The following is a 25580-nucleotide window of genomic DNA, read 5'->3' on the forward strand; positions in this document are numbered from 1 at the left end:
GAAAGGGGTTTGCCATGTGAGTATCAAACGTTCAGCGGCACATGTTCTTGTGCTGCTTGCCGCTCTCATTACAGGAGGATTCATCATGCTGGAGGCGGTCAGGGCGGATGCCGGCTTCGGAAAAATCACCGTGCTGCTGTTTGCCGCCATGATCGGCTTTGCCGGACTTGCTTTGCTATCCGCCTTTACAACAAACGGTCAGATGTTTATGGGGCTCATTTATATACTGATCGCGTGTACATTTTTAAACCAGGCCTTCTTTGCGGTCCATCTCGGATTTTTCAGCTTATTTATATACCGGCTGTTATTAATCGGAGCGGGCGCCCTTCACGTCGCCGGCATCCTGACAAACCGCCATCATATTGACAGATGGAATCGGGTGAATGTAAAAGGGGTTCTGATGTTTTTCGCCTTATGGTTTACATACGGTCTCCTATCGTTATTGTGGGCAAAATCCGTGACGTACGGGATTAAATATTTAGCTTTAATGGGAATGGGCATGTTTTTGATTTATCTTATTGTCATGTTCATTCAGCGCTTTGATCAGCTGATGGTTTTTTACGGCATATGGCTTGTGATGACCATTTTTGTGATGGCGATCGGCTTTTACAACCATTTTACACACCACCATCTGCCGAGCTCCACGCTTTATAACGGCCCGCAGTACAAACAGCATTATCCGACGTCCGTTTTCTTTAATCAAAATGATTTCGCAACGTTTTTGTGCATCAGTTTCTTTCTGTATGCGGCGGCGGTGAAAAATATGAAAAACGGCTATGTGAAGGCCGTCAGCCTGCTCTTTGCGATCTGCGCTTTGTATTTAATCATTTTGACCGGTTCGCGCGCGAGTCTGCTGGGCATATGCGCGGGGGCGGCTGTATACGTCTTCATCCTGCTGCCTTCCCTGTTGAAAAAACTCGCGCTGTACGCAGCGGGAGCGGGTGCGGCGCTGTTTGCGGTTTTATTTGCGGGCCGTATCACCAATGCCGTCTTGAATCTGTTTTCAGCTCCGCAGGCGATGCCGGGACAGCAACCGCTTCCTTCCAACCTTGCGAGGGCGAATCTTTTAAAAAACGCCTTTCACTATGTGATTGATTCCTGGGGGTTCGGAGTGGGTGCCGGAAACGTCTCTTACTATTTAAAAGCGGAGCCCGTTTATGATACGGGCGGCGTAGTTGAGGTGCACAACTGGCTCGTCGAGATTATGGCGAACTTCGGCGTTCTTACGATGCTCGGTTACCTGACAGTCTATTTGTTCCTTTTTTGGACACTTTATAAATGTCATGAAAGAAAATCGGAAAATCAGTCAAGACTGATCACAGAAGGACTTATCACGGCGATGGCCGGTTTTTTGGTAAGCAGCATCAGCCCAAGCTCCGTATCAAATTTATTTTTCCACTGGGTATTTCTCTCGCTCGTGATCGCGGCGGTCAATATATTGAGGCGTTTACAAAAGGAGCCTGCCGTCACGGCGTACTATGAAAAACAGGGAGATGCGAGATGAAGGATATGTTGACAAGAATAACCCGGCGTATCAAAAAGAATATCATTTGGATCATTGCGCTGCCCGTTGTGTTAGGGGCGGCGGGATATGTATTGCCGTCAAAAATCAGCGGGGGCAGCAGTTTTACATCAGAAGCCGCGATCGCCGCGGGAAATTATGATCATCCGCTTTATAACAATACAAAAGAAATCCCGCTCCTTTTGACGAGCGATGCCTTTTTAAAGCAGGCTTTGCCTGATAAAACAGACGAAGAAAGAGCGGCCGTGAAAAGTAAACTGACTGTCGAAACACAATCAGATTCATTGATCACGGTCAGCTACAGCGGCCAAAACAAGCAGGAGACCGAATCGGTGTTTCAAGCCGTCATAAAAACTTTTCTGAAGAATGATCAGGACCTGTTTGAAAAACGGGCAAAAGTAGTGCGGCAGAGTATTGCTGCGCTTGAAGGAGAAACCGTCAGCGCGGACGCCAAAGTGGATAAGGAACGATTTTTATACGAATTGAAAAATACGCAGCTGAACCTGAAAGCGGCCGGCATCATCAATTCAGAGCCGATGAATGAAACGGCGGGACAAGGCATGCCGCCGAAAAAGAAAGCGGTTCTGGGCGTTTTAATCGGTATTGCAGTTGCATTTATGTTCATTGTCATTCCTGAGTTTTTTAGAGAGTCCTTGTAAAAATCTGCGATGGAGATGTGACCATGACAAACTGGAAACCTTTCGTATCTGTCATTACACCGTCTTATAATGCAAGTGAATATATCGAAGACACGATTCAGTCCGTTTTACATCAAAGCCACCCGCATTGGGAAATGATTATCGCGGATGATTGTTCAACGGACGGAACGAGAGATATTTTACGGCAATATGAACAAAAGGATGAGCGGATCCGCGTCGTTTATTTAGAGAAAAACGGGGGAGCCGCGGCTGCCAGAAATACAGCCCTTAAACATGCCAAGGGCCGTTATGTCGCTTTTCTGGACAGCGATGACAGATGGAAAAAGGAAAAGCTTCAAAAACAGCTTGCGTTTATGGCAGAGCGGTCCTGCGCTTTTTCATTTACGGGCTACAGCGTCATGGAGCAGGACGGAACGCCGACGGACAAAACGATTCAAGCCCCTGAAAGCCTGTCATATGATGAAGCTTTAAAAAACACGATTATCGGATGTTTAACGGTCATGATTGACAGAGAGCAGACGGGACAGATTCAAATGCCTGATATCAGAACGCGGCAGGATTTAGCGACATGGCTTTCCCTGCTGAAAAGGGGATTTACGGCTTACGGCCTGAATGAGTGCCTTTCAGAATACAGGCTTGTGCAGAATTCGATTTCAAGCAACAAGTGGAAAGCCGCAAAAAAAACGTGGTTTGTTTATAGAGAAATTGAGCGCCTGCATTTTATCAAGGCTTCGTGGTGTTTTATGCAATATGCAAAAAACGCGGTCTTGAAAAGACTGTAGGCGTCAGAGGAGCTGGGTGATGAAGGTGGAACCGATTATTCACGTAATCGTCGGAGCGGCGGAATGGGGTCATGACCGGCTGAGATACAGACGGCACCGGCTGGCTGAATTTCTCGCCCGGCAAAAAGAAACGAAAAGCGTCATTTGGGTATGCCCGTCTCCGCGAGCCAATGATGGTCAGATGGCCGGGATCGCCGAGGGAATCCGGCAGTTCACTGTAAAGGATCTCATGCGGCACAAAGCTTTCCGCTTCGGCAGGTATACAGACATGTGCTACAGGCATAAGCTTTCACCATTGGTGAACATGCTGAAGGAAGAAGGAGAAGGGGCCCGCTGCTGCTTATGGTACACCTTCCCCGGTTTTCCGCTTCTGGCAGATCTGTTTCCTTGGGATGGAGTGATTTATGATTGCAGTGATCTGTGGGCCGCTCCGATCAGCGGCCGGTCCGGGGTGCTGTCAAATGTTAGAAGAAACATCATTAAACAGGCGGAATTGAGAATCATTCAGCGTGCCGATTCCATTACGTGTACATCTGACTGTCTGCACCACGAGGTCGGAAAAAAGCTGGAGAACCCGCACCAGAAAGTGTTCACCATTGAAAACGGAGTGGAATATGACCTGTTTTCACGGGAAAATAAACAGCCGGATGAAGACATTTTACGGGGACGGAACGGAACGGTTCTCGGTTTTATCGGCGGAATCAAACCGAAGCTCGATTTTGCGCTTATGGCGGAAACGGCAGATGTGAGGCCTGACTGGACGATTTTATTGGTAGGCCCGAACACGGCTCAGGACGATCCGGATTTCAAGTCGCTTCTGGAGCGTCCGAATGTCATCTGGACGGGACCTGCCGCGCCGAATGAAGTGCCGTCCTATATGCAGCTTGTCGACATCGGCATCATGCCGTATAAAAATTCACCTTATAATGACGCGGTATTTCCGCTTAAGCTTTTTGAATTTTTAGCCGCCGGGAAACCGGTTGTCGGCTGCAACCTTTCTTCTACGTCAAAAATCAAAAGGCCTTTCGTCTATGAATACGTTGAAGGCAGTGACCCCGCAGATTTCATTGCGGCCTGCGACGCGCTTCTGGCAGCGGACCGCAGCGGATCATATGAGGCTTTGCGCCGTGAATTGGCCCGGAGACGGGATTGGAATGTTTTATTCGGCCGAATGCTCGAATGCACGGGTATATTGAAAAATGCGTAATCCCATTAAAAGGGAAAGCGCATTTTTTGATTTGCGTGTTTCTTTTTGATGATGCTTGTTATAATAACTAGTAAGAATTATAATGGAAGGAACGGTTCAATATCAGAAAAGACTTCATATAATTCCAAAGGAGACTTCTTTATGCTTGACGAACGCATGTTTCGCATAGTTGTTGCGTTTTTTGTCTCTCTGCTAACGGTTTTAATCCTAACTCCTATCGTAAAAAAAATTGCGATCAAAATAGGTGCAGTTGACCAGCCCAGCAACCGAAAAGTACATGATAAAATAATGCCCCGTATGGGCGGCCTGGCCATCTTTATCGGCGTAGCGGCGGGTGTGCTCGCGGCCGGCATATATAATGAAACGAAAATGACCGCCATTACAGTGGGTGCGTTTATTATTGTTATTTTAGGAATCCTTGATGATAAATACCAATTAAGCGCAAAGGTAAAGTTTTTCGTCCAGCTGGCCGTGGCCATTATGATTGTGAGCACGGGACTGAAAATGGACTTTTTCTCCGTACCGTTTTTAACGGAACGTTTAGAATTGGGATGGGTCGCTTACCCGCTGACTGTGTTATGGATCGTCGGTATTACGAACGCGATGAACCTGATTGACGGTTTGGACGGACTCGCTGCCGGCCTGTCGGTCATCGGACTCTCCACTATCGCCGTTATGGCGTTGTCCGGAGGGAAAATCCTTATTCTGTCACTTTCACTTGTCGTGATAGGAAGCACACTCGGATTTTTATTTTATAATTTTCACCCGGCAAAGATATTTATGGGAGATACCGGATCGCTCTTTCTCGGATACGTCATCTCAGTACTCTCATTATTAGGTCTTTATAAAAGTGTTACTTTATTCAGCATCATCATTCCGATCATCATTTTGGGCGTGCCGATTTTTGATACGACATTCGCCGTCATCAGACGGATTTTAAACAAACAGCCGATCTCAGCGCCTGATAAGTCACATATACACCACCGGCTGATGGCCTTCGGGCTGTCACACCGTACGGCTGTCATTATCATTTATTTAATCGGCTTTATTTTCAGCGTCAGTGCCATCCTGCTGAAAAGCGCGACCATATGGCTTTCGCTGTTTATTATTTTTGTATTGATTGTATTTATGCAAATCATAGCAGAGGTCACAGGGTTAGTAAATGAACAATTTAAACCATTTACCAAGTTTTACAAGAGATTGGTAAAGAAAAATTAAAAAGAGCAGATCATGCGAATGGTCTGCTTTTTTGTGGATTCTGCTATTCTCTTATTATATAAAAAAACCCGATCCTTCTCAAAGGATCGGGTTTACTCTTAATAGCCTGTTGTGCCGCCGGACTGTGTGCTGCCGGACTGTGTGCCGCCGGACTGTGTGCCGCCGGACTGTGTGCCGCCGGACTGTGTGCTGTCCGTACCGTTTGCACCGGCAGTACCGTTGGTTGAATCAGTGGTACCGCTTGTTCCTGCGCTGCCGGAAGTCGAATCAGCCGTACCGCCTGTTCCTGTGCTGTCAGAAGTCGAATCAGTCGTACTGTCCGTTCCGGTGCTGTCAGAAGCAGGATCGGACGCCGTGCTGCTTCCGGACGGGTAATCCAGGTGTTTCTGCAATTCCTGCCGTACTTTTTCGAGATTGGTCGGATCGGGCTGGAAATAATACGTTCCGCCCGTAGACGCGGTTCCGCCGCCGCCTAAATATAAATCTGATCCTGTTATGGTCAGTGTATCAATCTTTTTGCTGGTAAAGCCGTTGTAAATCTGCTGAAGGGCGAGTCCTTCAGTGATTCGAATATTCGTTTGGACATTATTGCTTGCTGTTTCAGCGATTTTATCGATTTTAGCAATATTTCCAGCCTTAGACATTTGGTCGATCAGTGCATTTAGGATTTGCTTTTGGCGGTCATTACGGCCGAAGTCTCCGCGTTTATCCTGCTTTCTCATGCGTGCGTAAGCCAGAGCCTGCTCACCGTTCAAATGCATGTTTCCTTTCTTGAAGTAGATCCGTTTCTTTTTACTGACGTCACTCATCTCGTCGAAGTCAAAAGGCACTTTTACATTGACTCCGCCGACTTCATCAATAACATCCTTAAAGCCGTTAAAATCGACAGTGACATACTTATCAATCGGTATGCCTAATAAGTCTTCGACGGTTGAGACGGTTTCATCCGCCCCGCCTTTAGCAAAAGCCGCATTGATTTTTGATTTTTTACCGGTTGTATCGCCGGCAAGCGTCACCCGCGTATCACGCGGAATACTCAGCATTTTCATTGTTTTATTTCTCGGATCAAGGGTAACGACAATAAGAGAGTCTGATCGTCCGCCTTTTCCGCTTGTAGCATAATTTTCGATCCCCATAAACAAAATGGAGAACGGTTTTTTCTTCATATCGATGACTTTATCCCGAAGTTTTGATTTGTCTCCGCGGGAAAGGGCATCATATGCATTATCTGCCGCATTGATCGTTTTGTATACTTTGTATCCGCCAAACCCGGCAGCGACTAACAAAACGAGGGTAAGCAGCAGCAAAATTCGTTTGAATATGATCTTTCGTTTGCTTTTCTTTTTCTTTCGAACACGCACTCTTACACGTTCAGCCATTACATTAGTCTCCTTTAGGGCTGACGTCTGTTTCTAAATACGTCAGTTCTCCCTCTGTATTCTTACTCTTGCCGTTCGTCAGCTCTGTCATCCATTTGATAAACGCTTCTTTGTCTTTTTCTTCAACGTACGTTTCAAATTCGACATGATCCGCATAATGGATATCTTTCAGTAAAAAAACTGATTCTCTCAGTTCGTTCTCTATCTTGCCGAGCCACGTATAATCCGCTGATGTATGCATAATCCGCATCAGCTTCCGCTCCGTAACTCCTATATGATTTAAGCCTTCAGACACTGACTTCCCATATGCACGAATCAATCCGCCTGCACCGAGCTTTATTCCGCCGAAATACCGGGTAACCACCGCGCAGGTATCTTTCAGACCGCGTTTTTTTAGCACTTCCAGCATGGGGACGCCGGCTGTGCCGCTTGGTTCTCCGTCATCATTCGCCTTTTGTATATGGTCGGTTTCGCCGATCAGATAAGCTGAGCAGTTATGAGTCGCATTCCAGTGCTGTTTTTTTATCTTTTGTATAAATTCCTGCGCTTCCTCTTCAGAAGCAGCACGGCTCAGGTGACAGATAAAACGCGATTTTTCAATCACAATCTCATGTTCACCCGTTTCTTTAACTGTTAAATAGCTGTGCAGCATGATTGCTGGACCCTCCTGACAAGCATTAAAAGACTTGTTTCTACAAATTCGAACAGACTTTAGAATTTTTGCGCATATTTTGGTATCATGAAAGAGTAAGATACTATATAAAAATGTTTTTTTCTAGAATATACGCATTCTTTCATTATAATTCGACATAAATTGCAGTTCAATTACATTTATAATAAAAATACATAACAACACCGTTACGGAGGGAGACAGATGAATAAATCGAAGATGGACTCCAAAGTTTTGGATTCTATACTTATGAAAATGCTGAAAACCGTGGACGGGAGTAAGGACGAGGTTTTTCAAATCGGAGAGCAGTCGCGCCAGCAATATGAGCAGCTGGTTGAAGAACTTAAACAGATCAAACAGCAGGTCTACGAAGTCATTGAGCTGGGCGACAAACTTGAAGTTCATACGCGGCACGCACGAAACCGCTTGTCTGAAGTAAGCAGAAATTTCCATAAGTTCAGCGAAGAAGAAATTCGCAACGCCTATGAAAAGGCGCACAAACTTCAAGTGGAACTGACGATGATCCAACAGCGTGAAAAGCAGCTGCGGGAGCGCAGAGATGATTTAGAACGCCGGCTTTTGGGGCTTCAGGAAATCATTGAACGGTCAGAATCATTGGTCAGCCAAATAACCGTCGTTCTGAATTACCTGAATCAAGACCTTCGCCAAGTAGGGCTTCTTCTTGCCGATGCGCAGGCTAAACAAGATTTCGGTTTAAGAATCATTGAAGCCCAAGAGGAAGAAAGAAAAAGAGTTTCCAGAGAAATTCATGACGGTCCCGCGCAAATGCTGGCAAATGTCATGATGAGATCGGAATTAATTGAACGGATCTTCCGCGACCGCGGCACGGAGGACGGATTTCAGGAAATCAGAAATCTGCGGCAGAATGTGCGGAATGCCCTTTACGAAGTCAGAAGGATTATATATGATTTAAGACCGATGGCATTGGACGATCTCGGGCTGATTCCGACACTGAGAAAATATCTTTATACAACTGAAGAATACAACGGAAAGGTGAAAATACATTTTCAGTGTATCGGAGACACGGAGAACCAAAGGCTTGCCCCGCAATTTGAAGTGGCGCTTTTCCGTCTCGCTCAGGAAGCCGTCACAAATGCACTCAAGCATTCAGAATCAGAGGAAATTACAGTAAAAGTGGAAGTAACCGCTGATTTTGTCGTTCTCATCATTAAGGACAACGGAAAAGGCTTTGATATTAAGGATGCTAAACAAAAGAAAAACAAGTCATTCGGCTTGCTGGGAATGAAAGAAAGAGTAGATCTGCTTGAAGGAACGATAACGATAGACTCTAAAATAGGTCTTGGGACATTTATCATGATTAAGGTTCCGTTATCTCTCGGCCTATAATTTGTTAAATAGAGCCAAAAGACATATTGACCGAACAGCGGCGTATATAGAACAATAGGATAAGGAGGCGTAGCGTGTGACTAAAGTAAATATTGTTATTATCGACGACCATCAACTATTCCGTGAGGGTGTAAAAAGAATATTGGATTTTGAACCTACCTTTGAAGTGGTAGCAGAAGGTGACGATGGAGATGAGGCGGCTCGAATCGTCGAGCATTATCATCCCGATGTTGTCATAATGGACATCAATATGCCGAATGTAAATGGAGTAGAGGCTACTAAACAGCTTGTTGAGCTGTACCCTGAATCTAAGGTGATTATCCTCTCCATCCATGATGATGAAAACTATGTGACTCATGCTTTAAAAACAGGTGCAAGAGGCTATCTCCTGAAAGAGATGGACGCAGATACTTTAATCGAAGCAGTGAAAGTGGTAGCCGAGGGCGGTTCTTACCTTCACCCGAAAGTAACCCACAATCTTGTCAACGAATTCCGCCGTCTTGCGACAAGCGGAGTTTCTGCTCATCCTCAGCATGAGGTTTACCCGGAAATCCGGAGACCATTACATATATTAACGAGACGGGAATGTGAAGTGCTGCAAATGCTTGCAGACGGAAAAAGCAACCGCGGAATCGGTGAATCATTGTTTATCAGTGAGAAAACAGTGAAAAACCACGTGAGTAATATTTTGCAGAAAATGAACGTTAATGACCGGACACAAGCCGTTGTCGTGGCCATTAAAAACGGCTGGGTAGAGATGCGTTAGCCATGTGTGAGAAGACTTGCCTGTTATGGCAAGTCTTTTTTTACAGCTGCATATCTATTAAAATACTTATTAAGTACTTAATAAGGCAGGTAAAGTGATGAAGATTGCAGTTGTAACAGACAGTACAGCATATATTCCGAAAGAGATGAGAGAAGAACATCATATTCATATGATTCCTCTCCAAGTGGTTTTCGGTGAAAAAACATTCCGCGAAGAAACAGAACTCGACTGGAGAAGTTTTTATAAAGAAGTAAAAAATCATGATGAGCTGCCGACTACGTCTCAGCCTTCTTTCGGTGAATTAATCGCATTGTACGAAGAACTGGGCAAAACATATGATGCAGTCATAAGCATACATTTGTCCAGCGGAATCAGCGGAACATATAACAGCGCCGCCTCGGCAAACACTATGGTTGATCATATTAAAGTTTATCCCTTTGATTCAGAGATCAGCTGTTTGGCACAAGGTTTTTATGCATTAAAGGCAGCACAGCTCATTAAAGACGGTATTGACTCACCGGAAGAGATTATAAAAGAGCTGGAAGAAATGAAAAAAACAGTCCGTGCGTATTTTATGGTGGACGATTTATCACACCTCCAGCGGGGCGGGCGTCTAAGCAGTGCTCAGGCTTTTATCGGTGGTCTGTTAAAGGTAAAGCCTATTCTTCATTTTGACAATAAGGTAATTGTTCCTTTTGAGAAGATTCGGACACGCAAAAAAGCGATTTCGAGAATTTTTGAGCTGTTTGGGGAGGATGCAAGTAAAGGAATCCCGATGCGGGCCGCTGTCATCCATGCAAACAGGGAAGAAGAAGCGGCGGATATTATACAGGAGTTAAGCGGTAAATATCCTCATGTCGAATTCTATAACAGCTATTTCGGTGCCGTGATCGGAACCCATTTGGGCGAAGGCGCCATCGGAATCGGCTGGTGCTTTAAAAACTAAGTGAAAATCTCCGTTTTCAAGGGCGGAGATTTTTTTATTTTTTAATTTTCGCAATTCGACAAGTGGGTTCCCGACAAGGCATACTTTGAGCAGAAAGGAGGCAGGGAGATGTCCGAAGGTGCTTCAGAATTTTCAGAGGTGCGGGATTTCTTTTACGGCCGGCATTTATTGAGATCTGAGATACCGTTTTCAGACCAGCGCATCAAGCGTTTTACAGAAAAAGAATATATAACGGCCGAGCCGTCAATCATCCGCCGGAAAAACCGTTACGTCTGCCAACGATGCGGTCAGTCTGATCAAGCCTGCTTTGCGGCATTTTGGGCGCCCTCTGCCAAAAGGCAGATTACCTATTGCCGTGCCTGTGTCGTGATGGGAAGGGCTGATGAACTGACATCATTATATTCTTGGAATCAAGCCCATGAAAACAGCTGGGAGCCTGTAAAGCTTTCTTGGGAAGGAACACTGACAGACGGACAGAAGCGGGCGGCCGCCGCGCTTACAGATGCGATAAAAGAGAGACAAGAGCTGTTAGTATGGGCGGTTTGCGGATCGGGGAAAACAGAGATGCTGTTTCCGGGTATCGAGTTTGCGCTGAATCACGGTTTGCGCGTCTGTGTCGCGACTCCGCGTACAGATGTCGTACTTGAACTGCTGCCGAGACTGAAAAAAGCATTTGAGAAAGTCGAAGTTTCTGCTTTGTACGGCGGCAGCGAGGACAAAGGCCGTCTGACTCCGTTAATGATTTCAACCGCTCACCAGCTGATGCGCTACCGAGACATTTTTGATGTCATGATAATAGATGAAGTAGATGCGTTTCCTTTTTCAGCCGATGAGACATTAAGATTCGCTGTTGATAAAGCGAGGAAGAAAAACAGCGCCCTTGTTTATGTAACGGCAACTCCTTCAGACACATTAAAAAAGAAGGCTGAAGCCGGTTTGCTGAAAAGCGTCCGCATACCGGCCAGATATCATCGGAAACCCCTCCCGGAGCCGCGTTTTTTGTGGTGCGGAAATTGGAAGAAGAAGCTTCAGAAAGGAAAACTGCCGCGCCCTGTAACGGATTGGGTCCGCCAAAAACTTCAATCACAGCTGCCGGTTTTCTTATTCGTTCCGTCTGTACATGTATTGAAAAAGACAACGGATTATTTTCAGAAATTAAATGTAAGGGCAGAAGGCGTTCATGCGGAAGACACATTCAGAAAGGATAAAGTGAAACGGTTCAGAGACGGCCGGCTTGACCTGCTGGTAACGACTACGATTTTAGAAAGAGGGGTTACCGTGCCCAAAGTTCAGACATGTGTCCTCGGCGCAGAAGCACCTATCTTTACTGAGAGCGCGCTCGTACAGATCGCGGGCAGAACGGGAAGGCATTATAAACATTTCAGCGGTGATGTCGTCATGTTTCATTTCGGAATTACAAACGGAATGAAAAAAGCAAAAAAACATATAGAACATATGAACAAATTGGCACAAAAAAGTAAATTGTTGGACTAGTTAATTTCAGAAAACGTGATACAGTATACTCATACTTTCCTATGAGGAGCTGTCAGCATGCTTGTCAATTCAAAAGAAATCGTATTAAAGGAACTTCTCGACCGCCATATGTCTCAGCTTCATATGAAATGCACATGCCGGGTATGCAAAAATGATGTACTGGCACTTTCATTAAACCGGGCTGAGCCGGCATATGTTACAGATAAAAAGAAAGTTGCTTATGCAAAAGCAGAGATAGTTGATAAACAGAAAAATACGGCGCTGCTTGTCATTCTGGCTGAATCAGCGGCGATTGTTTCGGTTAATCCAAGCGAGTTCTGTGAAACTCGGGAAGGAGCGTAATATCTCTGAATTGTTTATTGTGTGACTCACCAATTTCAAGTTCATTGACTTGGAGATCTCTGTTTTCTCTGGCACCCGAGCAAGAGATGTGCAGCATATGCAGCAGCCAATTCGAAAAAATTGAAGGCCCCGTATGCAGTATATGCGGGAGGCCTCAGGAATCAAATGAAAAATGCGCTGATTGTGCGGCCCGGGAATCAAAAACGGAAAAGCGCTTTTTGCTGCGGCAAAACCGTTCGGTATATTTGTATAATGATGCGATGAAGGACTCATTGGCCCGTTTTAAATTCAGGGGTGATGCGAAAATCATTCAAGCATTTGAACGTGACTTTTCTGCCGGCTTTAAAGCGGCATATCCATCAAATACACATACTCTCATCCCTACTCCGCTGAGCGGCGAACGGCTGGCGGAACGCGGATTCAATCAATCCGAACTGCTGGCCTCTCTGCTCGGAATGCCCGTCATTTCCCCCCTCATCCGACTGAACAACGAAAAACAATCCAAAAAGAGCAAAACAGACAGGCTGTCTGCAGAAAAAAAGTTTTCAGCAGCCGAAAACTCCGCCGAAGGTATGAACGTCATTTTAATAGATGATATTTATACGACGGGCGCCACACTTCACCAAGCCGCCGAAGTCCTGCTGACAGTGGGTAAAGCGTCATCGGTCTCCTCTTTTACTTTAATCAGGAGCTAAATCATTCTTTTTTTCTGCCGATATAATTGATAGAAATATAAGGCAGATTAAAGAAGGAATAGGAGTTAATACGATGGGTGAATTGGCGAATTGTCCAAAATGCAATGCTTTATTTTTTAAAACGAACCTGCAGACCGTGTGCCAGGCATGTATTAAAGAAGAAGAAAAAGCATTTGAAACCGTCTATAAATTTTTGAGAAAGCAGATCAACAGACAGTCGACGATGCAGCAGATCACTGAGGAAACAGGTGTGGATGAAGAGCTGATCCTCAAGTTTATCAAACAAAAAAGAATTCAGATCAGCCAGCTTCCGAATTTGGCATATCCTTGCGAAAGGTGCGGAAATCCAATCAGGACGGGGAAATTTTGCAAGTCCTGTCAGACAGATATTGAGTCGCAATTAGACCATATGAACCAAAAAACAGCCGCTGAATTCGAAGAGAAAAACAGTACAAAAGACACATACTATGCCTATAATACCAAAAACACCTGATTCCCTAAACTAACTGATAACGCAGTCGATAAAAGAATTAGACTGCGAACAGAAAGCGAGAGGAATCCTATGAAAATCAATCAGTACGGAACACAATCCGTTAATCCATACCAAAAAAATTACGAAAAGCAAGCCGTACAAAAAGAGGCTGCAAAGCCGAAGGACAAAGTGGAAATTTCTTCTCATGCAAAAGAGCTTCAAAATGCGTCAGATGCGGTCACTAAAACACGACAGGAAAAAATCGCTCAGCTTAAAGCGGATATAGAGAGCGGAACATATAAAATAGATTCAAACAGCATCGCTGAAAACATAGTGAATTTCTATAAAAAGCAATAAAAAGGAGAAAGCCAATGTCAGCAAAGCCAATTATTGATCAACTGAAGCGACTTTGCGCACTGCATGAACATCTGCTCACGCTGTCTGAGGAGAAAACGGAAGCGCTGAAAGCAGGTAAAACAAAAGAGCTCTCCAACATATTGACCAAAGAGCAAAAGTATATTCAGGCAATCGGGCAGACTGAGGAAGAGCGAATCAGGTTAACTTCTCAGTTTCTCAGCCGCGGTGAGGACAATACAATTGCTGCATGCATCTCCAGAACTTCAGGCAGTGAAAAACAGGAGCTTGAAGGGTTATTTCACTCTTTGTCTGCGCTTCTTGACCGTCTGAAAGAAGTGAATGAGATGAACAAACAGCTCACGATTCAGGCTTTACAATTCATCTCCGGGGCATTCGATATGATCATGCCGGGTGAAAAAGAGAATATGAATTATAAAGAGCCGCAAGCGGCGCGCAAGCCTGTCAGCCGTTTGACATTATTCGATTCAAAAGCTTAGAACGGAGGATTTTCAATGCCATCGACTTTTATGGGGCTCGAAACAGCAAGGCGTGCATTGAGTGCGCAGCAGACTGCATTGAGCACAGTTTCAAATAACGTTGCAAATGCAAATACAGAAGGATATACGAGGCAGCGCGTCACATTACAATCGACGAGCCCTTATCCCGCAGTATCAAAAAACAGTGATCTGACGGCCGGCCAAATCGGAACAGGAGTAAAAGCCGGTTCAGTTGAGCGCGTCAGAGACAGTTTTTTAGACTATCAGTACAGAACTGAAAATACAAAATTAGGGTACTATACAGCCCGTTCCAATTCATTGTCGCAAATGGAAGGCGTCATGAAAGAGCTTGATGATAACGGATTAAACGGATCGCTCAGTTCGTTTTGGAATGCCCTTCAGGATCTGGCGACGAATCCGGAAAATACGGGAGCGCGCTCAGTTTTGCAGGAGCAGGGGAAATCTCTTGCCGAAAGTTTTAACTATATATCTACCTCTTTGACTAACATTCAGGGTGATATTAAAAAGAACCTGGATAACACAGCGGATCAGGTCAATTCCATTCTCAATCAGCTGAATGACCTTAACAATCAAATAGCGGCAGTTGAGCCGAGCGGTATGCTCCCTAATGATTTGTATGACCAAAGAGACAGATTGATTGATCAATTATCTTCTATGGCAAATATTAAAGTTTCATATAATAAGTCGGGCGGACATGCCTTGGCGACTGCTGAGGGCACGGTTAACGTCGAATTGCTGAACGGAAACAACAATTCTCTCGGTACGCTGCTCGACGGTAACACAAAAACAGTTTCAGAAATGAAAATCAACTACGATAAGGACAGCGGCCTCGTGTCGAGTGTGTCAGTCGGCAGCAATACGGTCAATGCGGATGCATTTACCGGAAAAGGCTCACTCTTAGGTCTTATTGAATCATACGGCTATATGTCAAACGGAGAAGAAAAAGGTCTTTATCCTGAAATGCTGACGGCTCTTGACAATATGGCGCTGTCCTTTGCTGACGCGTTTAATGCAGTTCATGAAAAAGGGAAGACCTATACAGGCGAACAGGGTGCAGCATTTTTTGATTTCAGCGGCGGTGAAGCGGTGCCGGCAAAAGGTGCGGCAGCGAAAATAAAAGTCAGTGACAAAATCCTTGCGTCTACTGATAATATCGCAGCGTCGTTAAACGGAGAAAAAAGTGACGGCACCAACGCGACAAATCTTGCAGCCGTACAGAACAGCAAGCTGACTATTAACGGTGAAACCACTACAATTAATGACTTTTATGAATCCCTTATCGGAAAGCTGGGCGTTAATTCACAAAAAGCGGCCAATCTTATGAACAACTCTGAAAGCAACACCCTTTCAGCCGATGAACGGAGACAATCAGTCAGTGCAGTGTCTTTAGATGAAGAAATGACAAATATGATTCAGTTTCAGCACGCTTATAATGCTGCTGCGCGGATCATAACGATGCAAGATGAAATATTCGATAAAATTATTAACGGTATGGGCACCGGAGGAAGATAGGAGATAAGTAAATGAGAGTAACTCAAGGGATGATCGCAAAAAATTCTCTTCGATTTATCGGCTCAAGTTATGACAAGCTCGATCGGCTTCAGCAGCAAGTGTCTACGGGGAAAAAAATCACGAAAGCTTCTGATGATCCGGTCGTTGCAATGAAGGGAATGCAGTACCGTACTCAGCTTGCGCAGGTAAACCAGTATCAGCGGAATGTTTCGCAAGGCTTTACATGGCTGGAAAACTCGGAATCAAGCGTAAACTCGGAAACGGATATTATGGGGAAAATCCGGGACTTGATGGTTCAGGCGAAAAGTGATTCGAACGGTGAAACAGAATTGAAAGCAATCGGTACAGAAATCGGCCAGCTGAAAAAGCAGCTCGTTTCTGTCGCGAATACTCAGGTAAACGGACGTTATCTGTTTAACGGAACAAATTCAGACGTCCCGCCGATCACTGAAAATGCCGACGGCACATATACGTACAACTATGAGAATTATACAGGTACTTCGGATGTTAACATCAACATCTCGAACGGAGCAGTGCTGAAAGTGAATTCTGATCCGAACTCAGCTTTCGGAGGCGTCGCACAAAATGGAGATAATGTTTTTGAATTTCTTAACTCCTTAGAAGCCTCTTTAAGCAAAGGCACGCTGTCCGAAGCAGATTCAGATCAAATTCTGTCAGATATTGACGGTTTTACTGATAAAATGAATGCTGAAAAATCCAATATCGGCGCACGCACAAACCGGTTGGAACTCATTCAGACAAGATTGGAATCACAAGCGGCAACCGCTGAAAAAGTATTGTCCGATAATGAAGATGTAGAAATGGAAGATGTAATTGTTGATTATTTATCTCAACAGACGGTTCATAGAGCAGCGCTGTCAGTGAATGCGAATATCATTCAGCCGTCACTGATTGACTTTCTGAAATAATATAACTGACCGTCTTCAGTATATAAAAAAGCGACTCACACCAGGGAGATCGCTTTTTTTACTAAAATATTATAAATAGGAGGGGTCTCTGTGCAGATGCCGAGATTGATTATTGACAGTGTGCCTGCTAAAATCGGTATAACCTTTCAAAAGGAAGAAATCGAGATGGAACAGCCGCCCGCTGACCTGGAAATCGAGCAGCCGCCGGCAGAGCTGAACATTGAAAGCACGCCGGCCAAACTGACGATTGACCAGACGAGGGCGTGGGAGAACTTGAATCTCAAATCATTTGAAAAGCTGAACGCTGAAGCCGCCCAGAAAGGTGCGGAAGCCTGCAGCGAGTTTATCGCAAAAACAGTCAGGGAAGGGAAGGAAATGGCGGCTATCGAAAAGAAAACGGGCAATGTGATGGCCCGGCAGGCAGCAGATGTCAGACCGCCCGATCCATTCGGCGAATTCAGCGACTTTCTGCCTGCGCAGTTTCTCGTCGACATTGACTGCATTCCTTCAAAGCTTACGATTGGTATTGAAGCCCGCAAACCTTCAATTGAAGCAGCCGTCAATAAACCTGTATGGAATTATACGCCGGGGAAAGTTCAGATTGATATGATGCAAGACCCTAAGGTGACGATTTCGGTTGACGATGGCAACGCAGAATAAAAGATGAAAGTGGTAAAGGATTGTGAAGCATGATAATTAAAACAAAATATCACGGAGAAATCAGAATAGACGAAGGGCAGATTATCTCATTTGAAAACGGCCTGCCGGGATTTAATGACGAGACTCAATTTGTTGTTCTTCCTTTGTCGGAAGATTCACCGTTTTTGGCGCTGCAGTCTGTCAAACAGGAGCACATCGCCTTTATTGTCGCCAGTCCGTTTATTTTCTTTAAAGGGTACGAATTTGACATTGACCATGCGACGCTTGAACTTTTGCATATTGAAGATATAGAGGACGTCGAAGTGATGGCGATTTTAACGCTGGAAGAGCCTTTTGAAAACACGACCGCCAATTTAAAAGCGCCGATTATCGTCAATAAAAAGGAAATGAAGGCGAAACAAATCATTTTACATGATGCTTCCTATGAAACAAAACATCTGATAGGAGGAGGATCATGCTAGTTCTCTCAAGAAAAGTGAATGAGTCCATTCAGATCGGGCCGGATATTGAAATAAAGGTGATCGCCATCGAAGGAGAACAAGTGAAGCTGGGAATTGAAGCGCCTCAGCACGTAGATATTCACAGGAAAGAAATCTACTTGTCGATCCTGGAAGAGAACAACAGAGCTGTATCTTTTAATACTGATTTATTACTTAACTTATCCTCACAAAAAAAGTGAGGATTTTTTTATTTTCAATATAAACAATAGAAACGGCCATCCGATATATATAGTGTAGCCAATGAGAGGAAATATTTTCTTCAGAATGACGCTGCGCAAATGCACAAGGACGTGCGAAAAACAATTCAGGGAGGAAATACAAAATGAGAATCAACCACAATATCGCGGCTCTTAACACTAGCCGTCAGCTGAATGCAGGTTCAAACTCTGCTGCAAAAAACATGGAAAAATTATCTTCAGGTCTTCGCATCAACCGCGCTGGTGATGACGCTGCGGGTCTTGCGATCTCTGAAAAAATGCGTTCCCAAATCCGCGGTTTAGACATGGCTTCTAAAAACGCTCAAGACGGAATCTCTCTTATCCAAACGGCTGAGGGTGCATTAAACGAAACTCACAGCATTCTTCAGCGTATGAGCGAGCTTGCTACACAAGCGGCTAACGACACGAACACTACTTCTGACCGTGCTGAGTTACAAAAAGAAATGGATCAGCTTTCTTCTGAAGTAACTAGAATTTCTACAGACACAGAATTCAACACAAAGAAATTACTTGATGGTACAGCAACTGACCTGACTTTCCAAATCGGTGCCAATGAAGGTCAAACTATGAAACTTTCAATTAATAAAATGGATTCTGAAAGTCTTGCTGTTGGGACTGCTACTGCAGGAATTGATATCTCTACTTCCGCAGATGCAGCATCTACTGCTCTTACAACAATCAAAACAGCTATCGACACAGTTTCAAGCGAGCGCGCTAAACTTGGTGCGGTTCAAAACCGTTTAGAGCACACAATCAACAACCTTGGTACTTCTTCTGAGAACCTGACTTCTGCTGAATCACGTATCCGTGACGTAGACATGGCTTCTGAGATGATGGAGTACACGAAAAACAACATCCTTACTCAGGCTTCTCAAGCTATGCTTGCGCAAGCTAACCAACAGCCTCAGCAAGTTCTTCAATTGCTGAAAGGTTAATGACGGAAAGATCCTGGTTCTCCAGGGTCTTTTTTTTATTTCTTCAGCTATCTCCCCCTTCAGCAAGCCAAAGAACCCTATTGACAAAATGAAACATTATATTTTGCAGTTAAATTATTGAAAACCTTTTAATATGACCGATATAAGAATAAGATCATACATTTATGGAGCTGTGATATGATAAACAGTCGGAAACTCACTGTTGTCATAGAGCCGTCTACGACTAAACGCCGAAAAGGAGAGGGTACATATGGTCACAAGAATCACAGGCCTTAATTCCGGTCTTGATGTAGATTCTCTGGTGAAAAAAATGATGGATGCCGAAAAGCAGCCGCTTAATAAATTAAACCAGCAAAAGCAGACGCTTGAATGGAAGCGCGATGCTTATCGGGAAGTGAATACCCAGATTGCCGACATGTATTCTACGACATTTAATAATATGCTGATGTCCACAAACTGGAATAAAAAAACAGTAACAAGTTCGGATTCCAGTGTCAGCGCGGTGGCCGTCAGTGCTGAGCAGAATATTTCAACGAGTATGTCTGTACAGCAGCTGGCCACTTCGACGACATATAAATCATCAGGGGCCATCAATTTCACTTCAGGTCAGAGCCAAACATTGAAATTCAATGTCACAAATCCGGGTGAAACGAAGCCGACTGAGGTAAACGTCACGATCGCCGCAACCGATACGATTGACGATGTCATTTCCAAACTGAACAGCTCGGGTCTCGGAGTGACGGCTTTAAAAGAGAAAATTTCCAACGGCACGGATTATGTGGACACGATTGCGTTCACTTCCAATAAAACGGGGGAAGGATTTACCCTTGCCGCAGGTGATGACGCAACCAAAAGCTTTCTGAAAGATCAGCTCGGTTTTGCCGTTGATGATGCAACAAATGAACTGACGGCCAATGCCGAAGGGAAAAACGCGAAGTTTACGTTCAACGGGCTTGAAATGACAAAAACGTCAAATAACTTTACGATCAACGGCATCAAATACACGCTGAACAGCGTGACGGACAGCAATAAAACGGTTACGATTAACAGCACGACTGATACGGACGGCATTTTTGACAACATTAAAGATTTCGTTGATAAATACAATACGTTAATTAAAAGTGCAAACGAGAAGGTAACAGAATCAAAATACCGCGATTATAAGCCGCTAACCGATGAACAAAGAGAAGCGATGACCGATAAGCAGATTGAGCAGTGGGAGGCAAAGGCCAAAAGCGGGTTATTACGGAGCGACAGCACGCTGCAGAACGGTTTGGCTGAAATGCGGCTTGATCTGTACTCAACGGTTACGATTGACGGAAAAAAATATCAGCTTGCCGATTTCGGTATAGAGACGTCTAGTTATGAGGATCAAGGAAAGTTTGGAAAGCTCGTCATTAAAGACGAAGCGAAACTGAAACAGAAAATTACCGAGAACCCCTCTCTCGTGGCTAAGCTGTTTAATGCAGACAGTACAAGTACGATTACAGACAGCTCAACCGGTAAGACTATCAAAAACCCGGAGGAGCAGGGGATTGCCCGGAGATTAAAAGACACATTAAACAAAATGCAGACTCAAATTTCAAAACAGGCGGGTACAGAAAGCTCGGTATCATCCAGCTTTGCCATCGGAAAAAGTTTGAATGAAATAGAAACAAATATTTCCAATATGAAAACGAAGCTGGATGACATCGAATCGAGATATTATAAAAAGTTCAGCGCACTGGATACGGCATTGGAGAAATTGAACAGCCAATCTTCATATCTCACGTCAATGTTAGGATCTTCAACATCATAACCTTGGAGGTTTTATAAAAATGGCAATAAATAATCCTTTTGCTGCTTATCAGCAGACATCCGTCTTTACAGCCGCTCCGGAAGAGCTGACCCTTATGCTTTATAACGGCTGCCTGCGATTCATTAAGCTGGCAAGGCAGGCGATGAAGCAAAACAACCTTGAAGCCAAAAATGAAAATATCGTAAAGGCGCAAAACATCATTCAAGAGCTCAGCATCACGTTAAACCGGGAGATTGAGATATCTGAACAGATGTCATCCATTTATGATTACATCCGCCGCCGACTGATCGATGCGAACGTGCAGAATAACGAAGAGTTTTTAGATGAAGCGGAAAAGCTCGTTACTGAATTTCGCGACACGTGGAAGCAGGCCATGCAGAGTGAACGGAAAAACAGCCACGGCGCGGGCGGCCTTGCCTGATGAACAGCAATGTCTTTTCTTTGTATAACGAAACGAAGAACATGTACGCCGCACTGAAGGACGCCCCGGAAAGCGACGGTCTCATCAGCAGCGTTACGGCATTTACGGAGAAAAGGGAGGAGATGCTTGCGGGCATAAAGCCGCCTTTTTCCGAAGAAGAAAAAACGCTGCTTCAGCAGGTGGCCGCGATGGACCGCCTGATTACCGGCGAAGTAAAACGGATTCAGGATGGTATCCGAAATGAAATAAAAACGCTTAAGAAAAAACGAATCTACCATAATACGTATTTCAATCCGTATCATCAAACGACAAGTGACGGCCGTTTTTACGACAAACGCAAATAGGTGAGTGTTTTGAGAAGTTTGAACGATTACCATTTGGTGTCAGCCTACTACCAGCTTCTTTTTACGATTGATGAGGGGCTTTGCTACCTGTTGGACACGCAGGATGATTTTTTTAAGACGGAGGGCGAGCGGATTTACAACGATTTGATTCAGGCTTTTTTTCATCTCGATTCCTCTCATGCGCTTCTGCTGTCTATCATTGAGTGCCGATGCGTGGAGACGGCGATCCGCTCATTTGACGAGATCTTTCAGGATTTCAGCATGTTAAATGATTATGATTTCCCGTCCGCCCCTTTTCAGGAGTTTTTAAAAACCATCTTTCTGCCGCATTATAAGCTGTGGATGGAGCAGACGCACGACTGCATCAAACCGTATGTTCTTCACTAGACCTGCTGCAAGCGGCAGGTCTTTTGCCTGCGTCCTCCGCATATACTTATAATCCTGGCGGAAGCTGCCGGATAAAACCGACACCATTCGTCATCGTTCACCGAATTTACACATTATTTTAACGTTTCAGCAGGGATCAGAAGGGGTAAAAGAGAAATAGTTACATATCCTTAGATAAAGGGAGGCGTTCTTTGATGAACTACAATATCAGAGGAGAAAACATTGAGGTTACACCTGCGTTAAAGGATCATGTGGAGAGAAAAATCGGCAAGCTGGAGCGATATTTCGAGCAGAGCGTCAATGCCGATGTGAACGTCAACTTAAAATTCTATAATGATAAGGAATCCAAAGTTGAAGTCACCATTCCGATGACTGATCTGGCGCTTCGTTCTGAAGTGCACAACGAGGATATGTACAATGCAATTGATCTCGCAACAAACAAGCTGGAACGTCAAATCCGAAAGCATAAAACTAAAGTCAACCGAAAATTCCGCGAGCAGGGTCTTCCGAAACATTATTTCGAGAACGGCAGCGCTGCTGATACGGGCGTAGCGGTTCAGGACGAAATTGAAGATGACAGCCCGGAAATTGTCCGTCAAAAGCGTTTTAATTTAAAACCGATGGATAATGAAGAAGCGATTCTCCAAATGAATATGCTCGGACATAATTTCTTCGTATTCACCAACGCGGAGACGAATCTCACAAACGTCGTTTACCGCAGAAATGACGGCAAATACGGATTAATTGAACCGACTGAATAAACCCATCCAGCCTTCCGTGAACGCGCGGAAGGTTTTTCTCTATCTTTACCTGCAAATTCTTTGGAAATAGCAAAAGGTATGTTATGATAATGAGAGGTATACATGGACAGAAAATTATCATTTATTCCATGCAAAATCTGCATGTGAACATAGAGGAGCGTTATAGATGCTTGGGATTTTAAATAAAATGTTTGATCCGACCAAACGTGCGCTGAACAAATACGAAAAAATAGCAAATGACATTGATGCCGTAAGAGGAGATTATGAAAATCTCTCTGACGAGGCGCTTAAACATAAAACGGCAGAATTTAAAGAGCGGCTTGAAAAAGGAGAAACGACGGATGACCTTCTTGTCGAAGCGTTTGCCGTCGTTCGTGAAGCTTCCCGCCGCGTAACCGGCATGTTCCCGTTTAAAGTACAGCTGATGGGGGGCATCGCCCTTCATGAAGGGAACATCTCCGAAATGAAAACAGGGGAAGGGAAAACGCTGACGTCCACGCTTCCCGTGTATTTAAATGCGTTGACGGGAAAAGGCGTTCACGTCGTAACGGTCAACGAATATCTGGCGAGCCGTGATGCCCAGCAAATGGGAGAGATTTTTGCGTTTCTCGGGCTTACAGTCGGCCTGAACCTGAATTCGATGTCAAAAGACGAAAAGCGCGAAGCTTACGCAGCCGATATCACGTATTCAACGAACAATGAACTCGGTTTTGATTATTTGCGTGACAACATGGTGCTCTATAAAGAACAGATGGTGCAGCGCCCGCTTCATTTTGCCGTTATTGATGAAGTCGATTCAATTTTAGTCGATGAAGCGAGAACGCCATTGATTATTTCCGGACAAGCTCAGAAGTCCACAAAACTGTACGTGCAGGCAAATGCGTTTGTCCGCACACTCAAGAAAGATCAGGATTATACGTATGACGTCAAAACGAAGGGCGTTCAGCTGACGGAAGAAGGAATGACGAAGGCTGAAAAAACGTTCGGCATCGACAATCTGTTTGATGTCAAAAACGTGGCCTTGAACCACCATATCAACCAGGCTTTAAAAGCCCATGCGGCGATGCAGAAAGACGTGGATTATGTTGTTGAGGACGGCCAGGTCGTCATCGTTGATTCCTTCACCGGCCGTCTGATGAAAGGACGCCGCTACAGCGAAGGTCTTCACCAGGCGATTGAGGCGAAAGAAGGCCTGGAGATTCAAAATGAAAGCATGACATTGGCGACGATTACGTTCCAAAACTATTTCCGTATGTACGAAAAGCTGGCCGGTATGACCGGTACCGCAAAAACGGAAGAGGAAGAATTCCGCAATATTTATAACATGCAGGTTGTATCCATCCCGACCAACCAGCCGGTCATCCGTGACGACCGTCCGGACTTGATCTACCGCTCAATGGAAGGGAAATTCAAGGCGGTGGCGGAGGATGTCGCCCAGCGCTACATGACCGGACAGCCGGTTCTTGTCGGTACGGTTGCCGTTGAAACGTCTGAATTGATTTCTAAACTTCTGAAAAACAAAGGGATTCCGCATCAGGTGCTGAATGCCAAAAACCATGAGCGTGAAGCTCAGATTATTGAAGAAGCGGGACAAAAAGGCGCTGTCACGATTGCGACCAACATGGCGGGACGCGGAACCGACATTAAACTCGGCGAAGGCGTAAAAGAGCTTGGCGGCCTTGCAGTCGTCGGTACGGAACGCCACGAATCCCGCCGGATTGACAATCAGCTCCGCGGACGTTCAGGACGTCAGGGAGACCCGGGCATCACACAATTTTATCTTTCAATGGAAGATGAATTGATGCGCCGTTTCGGAGCTGAACGGACGATGGCGATGCTTGACCGTTTCGGTATGGATGACTCCACGCCGATTCAGAGCAAAATGGTGTCACGCGCCGTGGAATCATCTCAAAAACGTGTCGAAGGAAACAACTTTGATTCACGTAAACAGCTTCTTCAATATGACGACGTGCTCCGTCAGCAGCGCGAAGTCATTTACAAGCAGCGTTTTGAAGTCATTGACTCTGAAAACCTGCGTGACATTGTGGAAGGCATGATCAAGTCTTCTCTGGAGCGTGCGATTGCCGCTTATACGCCGAAAGAGGAGCTTCCGGAAGAATGGAATCTCGACGGCCTCGTGGAGCTGGTGAATTCAACGTATCTTGATGAAGGCGCACTTGAAAAGAGCGATATCTTCGGAAAAGAACCGGATGAGATGCATGAGATGATCATGGACCGCATCATGACAAAATATAATGATAAAGAAGAGAATTTTGGCACAGAGCAGATGCGTGAATTTGAAAAAGTCATCGTATTGCGTGCCGTTGATTCAAAATGGATGGATCATATTGATGCGATGGATCAGCTGCGTCAAGGGATTCACCTCCGCGCTTATGCGCAGACAAATCCGCTTCGTGAATATCAAATGGAAGGCTTCGCAATGTTTGAGCACATGATTGAGTCCATTGAGGACGAAGTTGCGAAATTCGTCATGAAGGCCGAGATTGAAAGCAATCTGGAACGCGAAGAAGTTGTTCAGGGCCAAACGACGGCTCATCAGCCGCAGGACGGCGATGAGGCCAAACAAGCGAAAAAAGCGCCGGTGCGCAAAGTTGTGGATATCGGACGCAACGCGCCTTGCCATTGCGGCAGCGGAAAAAAATATAAAAATTGCTGCGGCCGGACAGAATAGTCTCGACTGTATGAAGCGAACATGACCG

Annotated in this window: 28 protein-coding genes; 26 read left to right on the forward strand and 2 right to left on the reverse strand. The window is 44.9% G+C overall.

Annotated elements, in window-relative coordinates:
• Positions 1-16 precede the first annotated feature (16 nt).
• The 5 genes from tuaE (at position 17) to BR62_RS0102435 (ending at position 5388) form a co-directional block, all read left to right on the forward strand.
• Positions 17-1504, forward strand: a complete 1488-nt coding sequence (tuaE, locus tag BR62_RS0102415; RefSeq protein ID WP_032869544.1) for a teichuronic acid biosynthesis protein TuaE — start codon at positions 17-19, stop codon at positions 1502-1504.
• Positions 1501-2181: a teichuronic acid biosynthesis protein TuaF gene (tuaF, locus tag BR62_RS0102420; protein WP_007407488.1), complete on the forward strand. Its 681-nt coding sequence runs from the start codon at positions 1501-1503 to the stop codon at positions 2179-2181. Before tuaE ends, tuaF begins: the two co-directional genes overlap by 4 nt.
• Positions 2182-2204: 23 nt before the next feature.
• Complete coding sequence (gene tuaG, locus BR62_RS0102425) at positions 2205-2963, forward strand: teichuronic acid biosynthesis protein TuaG (RefSeq protein ID WP_012118576.1); 759 nt, start codon at positions 2205-2207, stop codon at positions 2961-2963.
• Positions 2964-2982: 19 nt separating this feature from the next.
• On the forward strand, positions 2983-4170 hold the full coding sequence (gene tuaH, locus BR62_RS0102430; RefSeq protein ID WP_032869546.1) for a teichuronic acid biosynthesis protein TuaH: 1188 nt from the start codon (positions 2983-2985) through the stop codon (positions 4168-4170).
• 141 nt (positions 4171-4311) lie between these two features.
• On the forward strand, positions 4312-5388 hold the full coding sequence (locus BR62_RS0102435) for a glycosyltransferase family 4 protein (RefSeq protein WP_003151382.1): 1077 nt from the start codon (positions 4312-4314) through the stop codon (positions 5386-5388).
• A gap of 98 nt (positions 5389-5486) precedes the next feature.
• Here BR62_RS0102435 and BR62_RS0102440 read toward each other — a convergent pair whose 3' ends face one another.
• Positions 5487-6767: an LCP family protein gene (locus BR62_RS0102440; protein ID WP_032869548.1), complete on the reverse strand. Its 1281-nt coding sequence runs from the start codon at positions 6765-6767 to the stop codon at positions 5487-5489.
• A 4-nt stretch (positions 6768-6771) separates the two neighbouring features.
• Positions 6772-7419, reverse strand: a complete 648-nt coding sequence (locus BR62_RS0102445; protein WP_007407485.1) for a YigZ family protein — start codon at positions 7417-7419, stop codon at positions 6772-6774.
• 222 nt (positions 7420-7641) lie between these two features.
• Here BR62_RS0102445 and degS point away from each other — a divergent pair, with 222 nt between their 5' ends.
• The 21 genes from degS to secA all read left to right on the forward strand — a co-directional run bounded on the left by degS (position 7642) and on the right by secA (position 25552).
• Entirely contained in the window at positions 7642-8805 is a 1164-nt protein-coding gene (gene degS, locus BR62_RS0102450) for a two-component sensor histidine kinase DegS (protein ID WP_007407484.1), read from the forward strand.
• Between the two features lie 76 nt (positions 8806-8881).
• Positions 8882-9571, forward strand: coding sequence for a two-component system response regulator DegU (gene degU / locus BR62_RS0102455; protein ID WP_003219701.1), 690 nt, complete (start codon positions 8882-8884; stop codon positions 9569-9571).
• 97 nt (positions 9572-9668) lie between these two features.
• Positions 9669-10517, forward strand: coding sequence for a DegV family protein (locus BR62_RS0102460; protein WP_032869550.1), 849 nt, complete (start codon positions 9669-9671; stop codon positions 10515-10517).
• 108 nt (positions 10518-10625) lie between these two features.
• On the forward strand, positions 10626-12011 hold the full coding sequence (locus BR62_RS0102465) for an ATP-dependent helicase ComFA (protein WP_032869552.1): 1386 nt from the start codon (positions 10626-10628) through the stop codon (positions 12009-12011).
• Positions 12012-12068: 57 nt separating this feature from the next.
• Positions 12069-12353, forward strand: coding sequence for a late competence protein ComFB (locus BR62_RS0102470; RefSeq protein WP_007407481.1), 285 nt, complete (start codon positions 12069-12071; stop codon positions 12351-12353).
• Between the two features lie 5 nt (positions 12354-12358).
• The gene (locus tag BR62_RS0102475) at positions 12359-13048 is read left to right on the forward strand and encodes a phosphoribosyltransferase family protein (RefSeq protein ID WP_231559573.1); all 690 of its coding nucleotides are present in this window, start codon (positions 12359-12361) and stop codon (positions 13046-13048) included.
• A 73-nt stretch (positions 13049-13121) separates the two neighbouring features.
• The gene (locus BR62_RS0102480) at positions 13122-13541 is read left to right on the forward strand and encodes a TIGR03826 family flagellar region protein (protein WP_012118571.1); all 420 of its coding nucleotides are present in this window, start codon (positions 13122-13124) and stop codon (positions 13539-13541) included.
• Positions 13542-13610: 69 nt separating this feature from the next.
• On the forward strand, positions 13611-13877 hold the full coding sequence (gene flgM, locus BR62_RS0102485; RefSeq protein ID WP_003151393.1) for a flagellar biosynthesis anti-sigma factor FlgM: 267 nt from the start codon (positions 13611-13613) through the stop codon (positions 13875-13877).
• A gap of 14 nt (positions 13878-13891) precedes the next feature.
• Positions 13892-14374 (forward strand): flagellar protein FlgN, encoded by a 483-nt coding sequence (locus tag BR62_RS0102490; RefSeq protein WP_003151394.1) that lies wholly within the window; start codon positions 13892-13894, stop codon positions 14372-14374.
• 15 nt (positions 14375-14389) lie between these two features.
• Positions 14390-15907: a flagellar hook-associated protein FlgK gene (gene flgK / locus BR62_RS0102495; RefSeq protein WP_032869556.1), complete on the forward strand. Its 1518-nt coding sequence runs from the start codon at positions 14390-14392 to the stop codon at positions 15905-15907.
• A gap of 11 nt (positions 15908-15918) precedes the next feature.
• A complete protein-coding gene (gene flgL, locus BR62_RS0102500; protein ID WP_032869558.1) occupies positions 15919-16836 on the forward strand; it encodes a flagellar hook-associated protein FlgL in 918 nt (305 codons plus the stop codon).
• 90 nt (positions 16837-16926) lie between these two features.
• Positions 16927-17496, forward strand: a complete 570-nt coding sequence (locus BR62_RS0102505; protein ID WP_032869560.1) for a DUF6470 family protein — start codon at positions 16927-16929, stop codon at positions 17494-17496.
• Positions 17497-17525: 29 nt separating this feature from the next.
• Complete coding sequence (gene fliW / locus BR62_RS0102510) at positions 17526-17957, forward strand: flagellar assembly protein FliW (RefSeq protein ID WP_007407475.1); 432 nt, start codon at positions 17526-17528, stop codon at positions 17955-17957.
• Positions 17951-18175 (forward strand): carbon storage regulator CsrA, encoded by a 225-nt coding sequence (gene csrA, locus BR62_RS0102515; protein WP_003151402.1) that lies wholly within the window; start codon positions 17951-17953, stop codon positions 18173-18175. Before fliW ends, csrA begins: the two co-directional genes overlap by 7 nt.
• Before the next feature lie 143 nt (positions 18176-18318).
• On the forward strand, positions 18319-19149 hold the full coding sequence (hag, locus tag BR62_RS0102520) for a flagellin Hag (RefSeq protein ID WP_007614094.1): 831 nt from the start codon (positions 18319-18321) through the stop codon (positions 19147-19149).
• A gap of 250 nt (positions 19150-19399) precedes the next feature.
• Entirely contained in the window at positions 19400-20947 is a 1548-nt protein-coding gene (locus BR62_RS0102525) for a flagellar hook-associated protein 2 (RefSeq protein WP_025285350.1), read from the forward strand.
• Positions 20948-20966: 19 nt separating this feature from the next.
• Complete coding sequence (gene fliS / locus BR62_RS0102530) at positions 20967-21368, forward strand: flagellar export chaperone FliS (protein ID WP_032869562.1); 402 nt, start codon at positions 20967-20969, stop codon at positions 21366-21368.
• Positions 21368-21712, forward strand: a complete 345-nt coding sequence (gene fliT / locus BR62_RS0102535) for a flagella biosynthesis regulatory protein FliT (protein ID WP_007614086.1) — start codon at positions 21368-21370, stop codon at positions 21710-21712. The genes fliS and fliT overlap by 1 nt, the downstream gene beginning before the upstream one ends.
• Before the next feature lie 9 nt (positions 21713-21721).
• Complete coding sequence (locus tag BR62_RS0102540; RefSeq protein WP_003151412.1) at positions 21722-22099, forward strand: DUF8042 domain-containing protein; 378 nt, start codon at positions 21722-21724, stop codon at positions 22097-22099.
• A gap of 194 nt (positions 22100-22293) precedes the next feature.
• Complete coding sequence (gene hpf, locus BR62_RS0102545; protein ID WP_003151413.1) at positions 22294-22860, forward strand: ribosome hibernation-promoting factor, HPF/YfiA family; 567 nt, start codon at positions 22294-22296, stop codon at positions 22858-22860.
• Positions 22861-23026: 166 nt separating this feature from the next.
• On the forward strand, positions 23027-25552 hold the full coding sequence (gene secA / locus BR62_RS0102550; RefSeq protein ID WP_015240681.1) for a preprotein translocase subunit SecA: 2526 nt from the start codon (positions 23027-23029) through the stop codon (positions 25550-25552).
• The last annotated feature ends 28 nt before the right edge of the window (positions 25553-25580 follow it).

Source organism: Bacillus sp. UNC69MF, from assembly GCF_000746035.1.
GTDB classification, from domain to species: Bacteria; Bacillota; Bacilli; order Bacillales; family Bacillaceae; genus Bacillus; species Bacillus velezensis.